15 protein-coding genes are annotated in these 11732 nt (G+C 67.1%); 14 read left to right on the plus strand and 1 reads right to left on the minus strand.

What is annotated here, in order from left to right:
- The first annotated feature begins 31 nt into the window (after window positions 1-31).
- The 3 genes from EGK63_RS10475 to EGK63_RS10485 all read left to right on the plus strand — a co-directional run bounded on the left by EGK63_RS10475 (window position 32) and on the right by EGK63_RS10485 (window position 2093).
- On the plus strand, window positions 32-781 hold the full coding sequence (locus EGK63_RS10475; RefSeq protein ID WP_243637651.1) for a class I SAM-dependent methyltransferase: 750 nt from the start codon (window positions 32-34) through the stop codon (window positions 779-781).
- A gap of 83 nt (window positions 782-864) precedes the next feature.
- The gene (mmsB, locus tag EGK63_RS10480; protein WP_125901377.1) at window positions 865-1764 is read left to right on the plus strand and encodes a 3-hydroxyisobutyrate dehydrogenase; all 900 of its coding nucleotides are present in this window, start codon (window positions 865-867) and stop codon (window positions 1762-1764) included.
- Window positions 1761-2093 (plus strand): hypothetical protein, encoded by a 333-nt coding sequence (locus tag EGK63_RS10485; RefSeq protein ID WP_125901379.1) that lies wholly within the window; start codon window positions 1761-1763, stop codon window positions 2091-2093. Before mmsB ends, EGK63_RS10485 begins: the two co-directional genes overlap by 4 nt.
- Here the strand turns inward: EGK63_RS10485 and EGK63_RS10490 are convergent.
- Entirely contained in the window at window positions 2090-3079 is a 990-nt protein-coding gene (locus tag EGK63_RS10490) for an agmatine/peptidylarginine deiminase (protein WP_207896365.1), read from the minus strand. The two genes, EGK63_RS10485 and EGK63_RS10490, sit on opposite strands and share 4 nt — an antisense overlap.
- Before the next feature lie 280 nt (window positions 3080-3359).
- Between EGK63_RS10490 and hemA the strand changes: the two genes are divergently transcribed.
- From hemA to EGK63_RS10545, 11 genes are all read left to right on the plus strand, one after another.
- On the plus strand, window positions 3360-4586 hold the full coding sequence (gene hemA, locus EGK63_RS10495; RefSeq protein ID WP_125901383.1) for a 5-aminolevulinate synthase: 1227 nt from the start codon (window positions 3360-3362) through the stop codon (window positions 4584-4586).
- Window positions 4583-4768 (plus strand): hypothetical protein, encoded by a 186-nt coding sequence (locus EGK63_RS10500; RefSeq protein ID WP_125901385.1) that lies wholly within the window; start codon window positions 4583-4585, stop codon window positions 4766-4768. Before hemA ends, EGK63_RS10500 begins: the two co-directional genes overlap by 4 nt.
- Before the next feature lie 263 nt (window positions 4769-5031).
- Window positions 5032-6315 carry a serine hydroxymethyltransferase gene (gene glyA / locus EGK63_RS10505; protein WP_125901387.1) on the plus strand — a complete coding sequence of 428 codons (1284 nt, stop codon included), beginning with the start codon at window positions 5032-5034 and terminating at the stop codon, window positions 6313-6315.
- Between the two features lie 12 nt (window positions 6316-6327).
- Window positions 6328-6801: a transcriptional regulator NrdR gene (nrdR, locus tag EGK63_RS10510; protein ID WP_024352817.1), complete on the plus strand. Its 474-nt coding sequence runs from the start codon at window positions 6328-6330 to the stop codon at window positions 6799-6801.
- Window positions 6801-7427 carry a RibD family protein gene (locus tag EGK63_RS10515; RefSeq protein WP_125901389.1) on the plus strand — a complete coding sequence of 209 codons (627 nt, stop codon included), beginning with the start codon at window positions 6801-6803 and terminating at the stop codon, window positions 7425-7427. The genes nrdR and EGK63_RS10515 overlap by 1 nt, the downstream gene beginning before the upstream one ends.
- Before the next feature lie 77 nt (window positions 7428-7504).
- Window positions 7505-8095 (plus strand): riboflavin synthase, encoded by a 591-nt coding sequence (locus EGK63_RS10520; RefSeq protein WP_125901391.1) that lies wholly within the window; start codon window positions 7505-7507, stop codon window positions 8093-8095.
- Window positions 8092-9228, plus strand: a complete 1137-nt coding sequence (gene ribB, locus EGK63_RS10525; protein ID WP_125901393.1) for a 3,4-dihydroxy-2-butanone-4-phosphate synthase — start codon at window positions 8092-8094, stop codon at window positions 9226-9228. The genes EGK63_RS10520 and ribB overlap by 4 nt, the downstream gene beginning before the upstream one ends.
- Window positions 9225-9686 carry a 6,7-dimethyl-8-ribityllumazine synthase gene (gene ribH, locus EGK63_RS10530; protein ID WP_040345280.1) on the plus strand — a complete coding sequence of 154 codons (462 nt, stop codon included), beginning with the start codon at window positions 9225-9227 and terminating at the stop codon, window positions 9684-9686. The genes ribB and ribH overlap by 4 nt, the downstream gene beginning before the upstream one ends.
- A 41-nt stretch (window positions 9687-9727) precedes the next feature.
- Window positions 9728-10222 carry a transcription antitermination factor NusB gene (gene nusB / locus EGK63_RS10535; RefSeq protein WP_087141445.1) on the plus strand — a complete coding sequence of 165 codons (495 nt, stop codon included), beginning with the start codon at window positions 9728-9730 and terminating at the stop codon, window positions 10220-10222.
- Window positions 10209-11198 (plus strand): thiamine-phosphate kinase, encoded by a 990-nt coding sequence (gene thiL / locus EGK63_RS10540; protein ID WP_125901395.1) that lies wholly within the window; start codon window positions 10209-10211, stop codon window positions 11196-11198. The genes nusB and thiL overlap by 14 nt, the downstream gene beginning before the upstream one ends.
- Window positions 11199-11238: 40 nt before the next feature.
- A complete protein-coding gene (locus EGK63_RS10545; RefSeq protein ID WP_125901397.1) occupies window positions 11239-11664 on the plus strand; it encodes a hypothetical protein in 426 nt (141 codons plus the stop codon).
- The last annotated feature ends 68 nt before the right edge of the window (window positions 11665-11732 follow it).

An 11732-nucleotide genomic window follows, 5' to 3' on the forward strand; every position in this document is an offset into this window, starting at 1 on the left:
TTCTGAGGGCCCCGACTGGGGCGGAGACATCATGGAGTTCGTCATGAAGCCGCATTTGCTCGCCGCCGTCGCCGTTCTTCTGAGCGGCTCTCCGGCGCTCGCCCAGGACGCCGCCGCGCCCGCATATCGGGCTGCTGTCGCCGACACCCTGCGTCCGGCGGACGAGGTAGCGCGCGATTCTCTGCGCCATCCGGCCGAAATGCTGGCCTTCGCCCAGGTGAAGCCGGGCCAGCGTGTCGCCGACATCCGGCCTGGCGCGGGCTATTTCACCCGCCTGTTCGCGCGCGTGGTGGGCGAGGGCGGCCACATCTACGCCTTCGTGCCGAACCGCACGGCCGAGCGCGAGAACCCGCGCGCCGACGCCCTGGTCGCCGCCTATTCCAACGTCAGCCGCGTCAACGGCGACCTGGACGCCATGAGCTTCGACCAGCCGCTGGATCTGGTCTTCATGAGTCAAGAGTATCACGACTTCCACATCCCTCGTTTCGGCGTGGACGTGGCCAAGATGAACGCCGACATCTTCAAGGCGCTGAAGCCCGGCGGCCTCTATGTCGTCATCGACCACCAGGCCGCGCCGGGCGCCGCCAACACCGTGGTCGAAAGCCTGCACCGCATCGAGGGCGCCCAGTTGCGCCGCGAGGTCGAGGCCGCCGGTTTCGTCTTCGACGGCGAAAGCACGGCTGTCGCCAACCCGGCTGACGATCACAGCCTGAACGTCTTTGACGAGGCGATCCGGGGCAAGACCGACCAGTTCGTCTATCGCTTCCGCAAACCGAACTGAGTCACCTCGTCTCAAATTGGTGACTGGCGAAGCGGGTCGGGCGGCGCTAACCCTCGGCCAAAATCCATAAGGGAAACGCACAGATGACTCGCATCGCCTTCATCGGCCTGGGCAACATGGGCGGCGGCATGGCCGCCAATCAGGCCAAGGCCGGGCATGACGTGGCCGCCTTCGACCTGTCGCCCGCCGCGCTGGAGCGCGCCGCCGAGGCTGGGTGCCGCACCGTCGCTTCGGTCGCCGAGGCCGTGAAGGACGCCGAGGTGGTCATCACCATGTTGCCCGCCGGGCCGCACGTCCTCAGTGTCTATTCCGAACAGATCATCGGCGCCGCGCCCTCCAGCGCCCTGTTGCTGGATTGCTCGACCATCGACGTGGAGACGGCGCGCAAGGTCGCGGGTCTGGCCAAGGAGGCGGGCTACGCCTTCGCCGACGCCCCCGTTTCGGGCGGCACCGCCGCCGCCGACGCCGGGACGCTGGCCTTCATGGTCGGCTGCGACGAGGCCGACTTCGCCCGCGTCGAACCGGCGCTCGATCCCATGAGCCGCATCACCATCCGTGCCGGCGACCACGGCGCCGGTCAGGCGGCCAAGATCTGCAACAACATGCTGCTGGGCATTTCGATGATCGGCACGTGCGAGGCCATCGCCCTGGCCGAGAAGCTGGGTCTGGAGCCGGAACGCTTCTTCGAGATCGCGTCCAAGTCCTCGGGACAGTGCTGGAGCGTCAGCAACTACTACCCCTGGCCGGGCCCGGTGCCGACCGCTCCGTCGAACCGCGAATACCAAGGCGGCTTCGCCACCGCCATGATGCTGAAGGATCTGAAACTGGCCCAGGACGCCGCCGCCAAGGCCGGCGCTACGACGCCGTTGGGCGCCCAGGCCGAGGCTCTCTACGCCCTGTTCAACGGCCTCGGCTACGGCGGCAAGGACTTCTCCGCCATGGTCCAGATGCTGCGCGGCCGCATCGACACCCTGGCGCAATGACCGAAGAACCGCCCCTCTACCACGAGGACGTCGCCGGCTATCGCCAGCCGATGGTGACCTCGATCGGGATCATCATGGGCTTCCTGCTGGCCTTTATGGCCAATTGGGCAGTCAGCGAGGAAGAGGGGCGGGTGCTTCAGGACGCGGCTGACTGGCTGGTCGCCGTCACCATCCTGATCAGTATTTCGCTGATGGTCGTCACCCTAGCCCGGTTGCTCGACAATCGGGTGCGCGAAGACGTCGGTCGGCGCTACCACACGACCTATCGGCTCTACATCGCCTCCATGACGGTCGGTCTGGCAGGACTGATCGCCGCCCTGATCATCTAGGCCGGCTGCTGCTGCGTTGCGCAGTGGATGCCGCCGCCCGATGCGCCGAGAGCATCGATGTTGAGTTGCACAATTCGTCGTCCCGGATAAAGGGACGCCAGCACGTCGCGCGCCTCGTCATCCGCAGCCTGATCACCGAACTGGGCGGCGATCACCGCCCCGTTGCAGACGTAGTAGTTGACGTAGCTGGACACGAAGTCGTCCGACGTCCCGCGAATGTCGATCGGTTCCGGCAGCCGCACGATCTCCAAAGGACGCCCGCGCGCATCCGTGGCTCGCTGGATGATCCCAAGGGTTTCATGAGCGGCGGCCGACCAGGGGTCGTCAGGGTCAATCTCGTCATCGATCTGGATCAGCACCTGTCCCGGCGCCGTGAAGCGGGCCAGGGCGTCGATATGATAGTCGGTGATGTCCTCGCCCTTGATGCCCGGCGCCCAGATCATCTTCGCGGCGCCGACGGCGGCGCCCAGCCGATCCGCAATTTCATCCGCGCTCAGACCGGGATTGCGGTTGTCGTTCACCCAGCAACTGGCGTGGGCCAGCATCGTCCCGGCGCCGTCGTGCTCCAGACCGCCCTGTTCGCCGATTACGCCGCTGTCGATCAGCGGCAGGCCCAATCGCGCCGCCACGCGCTCGGCGATCAGGCCGTCGTTGCGATGGCGCTGCTTGTTGCCCCAACCGTTGAAACGGATGTGGGCGACAGCCAGTTGGCCCGCCGCATCCTTGACAAAGGTTGGGCCGCTATCGCGGCACCACAGGTCGTCGGTTGGAATGTCCCAGAATTCAACCGCACTGCTGAATTTGGCGCGGTTAAGACCGCGCGCGCCGGGCGCCGCCATCATGGCCACAGGCTCGTGCTCGCTGATCGCATTGGCGATAGACAGGATGTTCGCCTGCACGGCGGCAAGATCGCGGGCGCCATAGACATCGACGCTGACGGGCCACTGCATCAGGGTCCGTTGATGTGGGGCGCTTTCCAGAGGCATCTCATATGCTGGACGCGGAGCGCCGGATGACGGCGCTGCGCAACTCGCCGTTCCGGCCCCGAGCGCAGCCAGTCCCGTCTGCATCATATGTCGTCTGTTCATGACCTCAGACTACGCCTGGACGCTGGCGCCGCAAAGCGTGGCCGTTGCTGCCGTTGCATGTCTGAGAATCGTTATCAATTAAGGGGTTGGGACGTTTTGTCCGGCTCCTGACATGGACAAGACAGGGCGGTGCGCGCAATTAGGCCACGAAAGCTGCATAAGCGAAAGAAGCGCCGCCTTGTTCGACTATAAGTCCGCCTTTCAGAACTCTGTGGAGCAGGTCCGCAGCGAGGGTCGCTATCGCGTCTTCGCCGATCTGAAGCGGGTGCGCGGCCAGTTTCCTCGTGCAGTTCGTCGCCGCGAGGACGGCGCCCAGCAGGACGTCGTCGTCTGGTGCTCCAACGACTATCTGGGCATGGGCCAGCATCCGGTCGTGATCGACGCCATGCAGGCCGAGATCGAACGCACGGGCGCCGGGGCGGGGGGCACGCGCAATATTTCGGGCACCACGCGCTCGGCTGTGGATCTGGAAGCCGAGTTGGCCAGCTGGCACCAGAAGGAAGCGGCCCTGTTGTTCACCTCGGGTTATGTGGCCAATGAGGCGACGTTGTCGACCCTGCAGAAGATCCTGCCGGGTCTGATCACCTTTTCGGACGCCCTGAACCACGCCTCTATGATCGCGGGCATCCGCAACGGCGGCGGCGAGCGTCACATCTTCCGCCACAACGACCTCGAACACCTTGAGGAACTGCTGGCCGCCGCGCCCGCGGACGCGCCCAAGCTGGTCGCCTTCGAGAGCGTCTATTCGATGGACGGCGACATCGCCGACATCGCCGGCACCATCGCCCTGGCCAAGAAGTACGGCGCCCTGACCTATCTGGACGAGGTTCACGCCGTCGGCCTGTATGGCGAAACCGGAGCGGGCGTGGCCGAGCGTGACGGCGTGCTGGACGGCATCGACATCGTCGAATGCACCATGGGCAAGGCCATCGGCGTCATGGGCGGCTACATCGCCGCCGACGCCGTGATCGTGGACGCGGTGCGCAGCTGGGCCTCGGGCTTCATCTTCACCACCAGCCTGCCGCCCGCCCTGACCGCCGGCGCCCTGGCCTCGGTCCGTCACCTGAAGGCGCACCCGGAACTGCGTGACGCCCATCAGGAACGCGCGGCCACCCTGAAACGCCGCCTGACCGAGGCGGGCATTCCCGTCCTGCCCAGCGTCAGCCACATCGTGCCGGTTCACGTCGGCAATCCGGTCCACTGCAAGCTGATCTCGGACATGCTGCTGGAAGAGCACGGCATCTACGTCCAGCCGATCAACTATCCGACCGTGCCCAAGGGAACCGAGCGCCTGCGCTTCACCCCCTCGCCGGACCACGACGACGCCATGATCGACAAGCTGGTCGATGCGATGGACAAGCTCTGGTCCCACTGCAACGTGGCGCGTCGTCCGGTCGCGGCATGACGACCGACGCCGAACTCGGCGAGATCATCGTCGAGTTCGTTCGCAACGGCCCCTATGTGAAATGCTCCGCCGTCCACACGGCAACGGGCGTCGAGGTCTCCGCCATCGGTCCGGCCGCCGAGCCGCGCGCCGTCGAACGGGTGGCGATCGCCAAACTGAAGCGTGCGCTGGCGACGCGTTGAACCGACCCTCTCTCGTCCGTCATCCTCGGGCTTGACCCGAGGATCGGATTGTCCGTCGGCGTGACGTGGGAAGGCGTGAGCGCGCCCCTCGCTCGATCCTCGGGTCAAGCCCGAGGATGACGGCGTTTGGAGGGCGGATAGCGTACCTGCGCGGGAAGCGCTCCGGTATGCCCGCGTCTTCCACCCCCTAGATGTTGTGGTGTTCGGCGGCGCGGCCTAGAAGGGAGCGCCGTTTCCGCCTTCAGTCTTCGGGATGCCTGCCTGTGACCGCCTTCACTCACGACTCCTACTTCTCCAAGAGCCTCGCCGACGCCGATCCGGCGATCTTCAAGGGCATTCAGGGCGAGCTTGGCCGCCAGAAGGAGCAGATCGAGCTGATCGCTTCCGAGAACATCGTCTCGCAGGCGGTGCTGGACGCGCAGGGTTCGGTCCTGACCAACAAATACGCTGAGGGCTATCCGGGCCGTCGCTACTACGGCGGCTGCGAGTTCGTCGACATCACGGAAGATCTGGCCCGCGAGCGCGCCAAGGAGCTGTTCGGCGCCGCCTTCGTCAACGTCCAGCCCCACTCGGGCGCACAGGCCAACCAGGCGGTCTTCTTCTCCCTGCTGCAGCCGGGCGACACCTTCCTGGGCATGGACCTGGCCGCAGGCGGACACCTGACCCACGGCTCGCCCGCCAACCAGTCGGGCAAGTGGTTCCGCCCCGTCACCTATAAGGTGAACGAAGACGACCATCTCATTGATTATGATCACGTCGCCGAAATGGCCCAGAAGGAGAAGCCCAAGCTGATCCTGGCCGGCGCCTCGGCCTACAGCCGCCACATCGACTTCAAGCGCTTCCGCGAGATCGCGGATTCGGTCGGCGCCTATCTGATGGTCGACATGGCCCACTACGCCGGTCTGATCGCCGGCGGCGTCTATCCCGACCCGATCCCGCACGCCCACGTCGTCACCACCACGACGCACAAGACCCTGCGCGGCCCGCGCGGCGGCATGATCCTGTCCAACGACCTGGACCTGGGTAAGAAGATCAACTCGGCGGTCTTCCCCGGCCTGCAGGGCGGCCCGCTGGAGCACGTCATCGCCGCCAAGGCCGTGGCCTTCGGCGAGGCGCTGAAGCCCGAGTTCAAGCTCTACGCCCAGCAGGTCGTGAAGAACGCCCAGGCTCTGGCGGCCGTTCTGGTCGATCGCGGCCTGGCCATCGTTTCGGGCGGCACCGACAGCCACCTGATGCTGGTCGACCTGCGGCCCAAGGGCGTGACCGGCAAGGCCACCGAGCATGAGCTCGAAAAGGCGCTGATGACCTGCAACAAGAACGGCGTGCCGTTCGACACCGCGCCCTTCACCGTCACCTCGGGCGTCCGCCTGGGCACCCCGGCGGGGACCACGCGCGGCTTCGGCGAGGAAGAGTTCAAGCAGATCGGCCACTGGATCGCCGACGTCGTCTCGTCGATGAACGGCGGCGATGAAGCCGATCCGGCCGTCGTCGCGGGCGTGGCGGCACAGGTGCGCGAACTGACCGCGCGCTTCCCGATCTATCGCTAAGAGGCCCATCGGATGAAGTGCCCCTTCTGCGGAAACGCCGATACTCAGGTGAAGGACAGCCGCCCGTCTGATGACGGCGCGGCCATCCGCCGTCGTCGGTCCTGCCCGCAGTGCAATGGGCGCTTCACCACCTTCGAGCGGGTGCAACTGCGCGAACTGGTCATTCTGAAACGCAACGGCCGCCGCACACCCTTCGACCGCGACAAGCTGGAACGCTCGCTGGGCATCGCCCTGCGTAAACGCCCGGTCCAGCCCGATCAGGTCGAGCTGCTGGTCAGCCGCATCGTGCGCCAGCTGGAAAGCCTGGGCGAGACCGAGATCCCGTCTAGCATCGTCGGCGACTTCATCATGAAGGCGCTGAAGTCGGTCGATGAGGTCGCCTACGTCCGCTACGCCTCGGTCTACAAGGATTTCCGCCACACCAGCGATTTCGCCAAATTCCTCGGCGACGAGGGTTTCGACGAGACCAAGTCCGGCCAGGACTGATGCGCCCGCGCGTCACTCTGAAGCTGGCGACCTCGCTGGACGGCCGCATCGCCACGGCCACGGGCGAAAGCCAGTGGATCACCGGGCCGGAGGCGCGCCTTCAGGGCCACCGTCTGCGCGCGACGCATGACGCCATTCTGGTCGGTGTTGAGACGGTGCTGGCCGACGATCCCGAACTGACTGTGCGCCTTCCTGATCATGCCGGGCCGCATCCCTTGCGTGTCGTCCTCGACAGCCGCTTGCGGACCCCCGCGACGGCCAAGGTCGCATCCGACAACGCCCTGATCTTCACTACAGCCCAACCCCGCGCCATCGGCCAGGCCGAGGTCGCCTCTGTCGCTGCCGATGACGGCCGCCCCGCCATCCCCGCTGTCCTGGACGCGCTCGCCGCCCGCAACATCGGCTCCGTCCTGATCGAGGGCGGAGGCCGCGTCGCCGCCTCCTTCATCCAGGCGGGCGCAGTGGACGCGATCGAGTGGTTCCGCGCCCCGATCCTGCTGGGCGGGGAGGGGCGGCCCTGCATCGCCTCACTGGCGCTTGCAAAGCTGGCCGACGCCCCCAAGTTCCGTCGTCTGGGCGTCGAGCCTGTCGGAGACGATCTGTGGGAACGCTACGCCCGCGCCTGACGCCTCCTCAGGCGCGATTTCAGACGAATTAGACTAATTAGACTCTGTTTTTTGGGTCCGAAGGGACCGGAGCTTTCATGTTCACCGGCATCGTCACCGACATCGGCCGCGTCCGCAGCGTCCGTGAAACCAACCGCGACCGTCGCTATGAGGTCGAGACCGTGTGGGACACGGCGACCATCGACCTGGGCGCCTCCATCAGCCACGCGGGCTGCTGCCTGACTGTCACGGAGAAGGGCGAGGGCTGGTTCGCGGTCGAGGTCTCGGGCGAGACCCTGTCCAAGACCAAGCTGGGCGACTGGAGCGAAGGCGCCCGCGTCAACCTGGAGCGCGCCGCCAAGCTGGGCGACGAACTGGGCGGCCATATCGTCTCGGGCCACGTCGACGGTCTGGGCGAGGTCGTGTCCATCACCCCCGAGGGCGGGTCGCATCGCGTCGTGATCGAGGCGCCCGCGCCCCTGCACAGATTCATCGCCCCAAAGGGCTCAATCACGGTCGATGGGGTTTCCCTGACGGTGAATGGGGTGCATGAGCGCCGCTTCGACGTGAACATCATCCCGCACACGTGGGATGTGACCACCCTCGGCGGCCTGAAGGTCGGCGAAAAGGTCAATCTGGAGATCGACATGCTGGCGCGTTACCTCGCGCGGTGGCAGGAGACCGCATGATGAAACTGGCCGTCTACAACACCGACAGCCCGATCAGCTCGATCGAGGACATTATCGAGGACGCCCGCAATGGCCGCCCCTACATCCTGGTGGACGCCGAGGATCGCGAGAATGAGGGCGACATCGTCATTCCGGCCCAGTTCGCCACGCCGGACCAGATCAACTTCATGATCCGCTATGCGCGGGGCCTGGTCTGCCTGGCCCTGACGTCCGAGCGCGCCAAGCAGCTGCGCCTGCCGCCGATGGCCGCCGAGAACCGCGAGAGCATGGGCACGGCCTTCACCATCTCGATCGAGGCCAAGGAAGGCGTCACGACCGGCATTTCGGCCGCCGATCGCGCCCATACGGTCCAGGTGGCGGCCGATCCGTCGCGCACCGCCGACGACATCGTCTCGCCGGGCCACATCTTCCCGCTGGTCGCGCGCGACGGCGGCGTCCTGGTCCGCACCGGCCACACCGAGGCGGCCGTCGACATCAGCCGTATGGCGGGCCTGATCCCCGCCGGGGTGATCTGCGAGATCATCAAGGACGACGGGACGATGGCGCGGATGCCCGACCTGATCGCCTTCGCCCAGCTGCACGGGCTGAAGATCGGCACCATCGCCGACCTGATCGCCTATCGCCGTCGCACCGAGCGCTTTGTCGAGCGCGTGATGGAGACGCCGTTCGAGAGCGTCCACGGCGGCGAATTCAAGCTGATCCTCTATCGCAACACCATCGAGGGCGCCGAGCATGTCGCCCTGGTTCGCGGCGACATTGATGCGGCCAAGCCGACCGTCGTGCGGATGCACCAGGTCGACTTCGCCGCCGACCTGCTGGGCCATGTCGAGGCCCGCCAGGACTATATTCCGAAGGCGATGCAGGCGCTGGCGGCCCAGGACGGGCCGGGCGTCGTCGTCTTCCTGCGCGATCCCGACCTGCATGGTCTGGCCGAGCGGCTGGGCGGCGTCGCCAAGCCTGCGGCCGTGGATCGTTCGCTGAAAGCCTATGGCGTCGGGGCGCAGATTCTGCTCGACCTCGGCGTCAAAGACATGATCGTGATGAGTTCGACGCGACCCAATCCGACGGCGCTGGAAGGCTACGGCCTGCGCATCGTCGGCTGGCGCGACATGGACGGAGAAGACCAATCTTGAACGACCCCACTCGCGTCCTCATCGTCGAGGCGCGCTTCTACGACGAACTGGCCGACGCCCTTCTGGAAGGGGCGAAGGACGCCCTGCGCGCGCAAGGCGTTCAGTATGACGTCGTGACCGTGCCCGGCGCCCTGGAAGTGCCGACCGTGATCGCCATGGCCGAAGAGGCCGGTCGCTATCCGACCGCGCCGCGCTATGACGGCTATGTCGCCCTGGGCTGCATCATCCGCGGCGAGACCTATCATTTCGAGATCGTCTCGGATCAGTCGGCGGCGGGCATCACCCAACTGGGTCTCAAGGGCCTGGCCATCGGCAACGGCATCCTGACGACCGAGGACGAGGATCAGGCCTGGGCCCGCGCCCGCCTCAGCGAGGGTGACAAGGGCGGCTTCGCGGCCCGCGCCTGCCTGGACCTGATCGCCATCCGCAAGCGTCTGCGCGGAGGACTGGCCTCGTGAGCGAACCGACCAACACCACTCCGGCGACCGTCGCCGAAGTCATGGCTCAGCTGGCGGAGGCCGACAAAGCCCGCGCTGAGCCGCAGTTGACCAGCCGTCAGCGTCGCGCCCGCACGGTCGCCCGCCTGGCCGCCGTTCAGGCCCTGTATCAGATGGAGCTGGCGGGCGAGGGCGTCGACAGCGTCGTGCGCGAGTTCCGCAATCACCGCTTCGACGCCGACATCGACGGCGCGCCTCTGGCCGAGGCGGACGAGGACTGGTTCGCCGCCGTGGTTCATGGCGTGGTCGAGGACCAGCGCGCGGTGGACGAAGCGGTCAAGGCGCGCCTGGCCTCCAACTGGCGGCTGGAGCGTCTGGACGCGACCCTGCGCGCCCTGCTGCGTTGCGGCGCCTGGGAGCTGAAGCACAAGCCCGACGTGCCGCGTGAAATCGTGATCGACGAATATGTCGAGCTGGCCAAGGCCTTCTTCGACGATGCGGAGGCGAAGTTCGTGAACGCGGCGCTCGACGGCGTGGCGCGTGATGCCCGCGATTGACGTCGCAGGCGAATTCGAGACCATCCAGCGGCTGCTGAAACCGCTGGCGCACCCGGAATGGGCGCGGGGGCTGGCCGACGATGTGGCCGCGCTGCCCTCGCGTCCGGGGCACGACCTCATCCTGACCAAGGATGCGATCGTCGAGGGCGTCCATTTCCTGCCCGACGACCCTCTGGATACGGTGGCGCAAAAGCTGCTGCGCGTGAACCTGTCCGACCTGGCCGCCAAGGGGGCCGAGCCGTTCGGCTATCTGCTGGCCTGCCACTGGTCCCCACGCTGCGGCTGGCCCGAGCGCGAGGCCTTCGTCGCCGGGCTGCGGCGCGATCAGGCCATCTTCGACATTTCCCTGCTGGGCGGCGACACGGTGAAGACGCCGGGGCCGGCCAGCTTTTCGGCCACCCTGCTGGGCTGGGCGCCGTCGGGCGCGGCGGTCAGCCGGGCCGGCGCGCGGCCGGGCGATCTGGTCTTCGTCACCGGCACCATCGGCGACGGCTGGCTGGGTCTTCAGGCCGCTCAGGCGACGTTGAGCCTGGAGCCCGAGCGCATGGACGCGCTGGAGGCCGCCTATCGCACGCCCATGCCGCGCGTGGAGTTCGCACCCGTGGTTCTGGGCCTGGCGACCGCCAGCGCCGATGTCTCCGACGGCCTTCTGGCCGACGCCGCCCATATCGCCGAGGCCAGCGGCGTCAGCCTGGAGATCGACCTGGAGCGGCTGCCCATGTCGGCGGCGGCGCAGGCCTGGTTCGAGGGGCGCGTCGATCCGCAGGCGGCGCTGGAGCTGCTGGCCAGCGGCGGCGATGACTATGAGATTCTGCTGACCGTCCCGGCGGGCGCCGAAAACGCCCTGCGCCGTGAGGCCGAGCGCCGCCATCTGCGTCTGACCTGCGTCGGCCGGGTGGCCGAGGGCAGGGGGCTGTCCCCGCGCTATCTGGGCCAGACCATCACCCCGACCCGCATGGGCTGGACCCACGGCTGAGGGCAACGGAATCCTAACGGGACAGGGTCAGACTGCCGCCATGAACCGCCGCGCCCTGATCCTCGCCTTCGCCGGCGCCGCCCTGCCGGGTGCGGCGGCAGCAGCCTCGCCATCGGCGGAGACGCCCGCTCAGTCGGCGAGCATCAACCTGACCGGGGTGGGCCTGCCGATCATCGTGGGCGGCCGGGTCCGGAACTACATCTTCGTGGTGCTGAAGCTGCATCTGGGCGAAGGCCACGCCCTGGACGCGGTGAAGGCCAAGGAGCCCTATCTGCGCGACGCCCTGGTCCGCGCCGGGCACCGCACGCCCTTCGTCCTGGCCGACGACTGGAACCAGTTGGACGTTCAAGCTCTGAGCGCCAGCCTGATCCGCTCGGCGGATACGCTGATCGGCAAGGGCGCGATCGCTCGCGTCGAGATCGTCAGCCAGGCCGCGCGCCGTCGCACGACCGTACGCGCCGTCTAAAAGAGCGCTGTTGCGCCACGGCTCTGCTTTTGGCACGATTTAGCCGCAATTCCCGAGGGGCGTGAATT

Source organism: Brevundimonas sp. 357 (genome assembly GCF_003938605.1).
Classification (GTDB): domain Bacteria; phylum Pseudomonadota; class Alphaproteobacteria; order Caulobacterales; family Caulobacteraceae; genus Brevundimonas.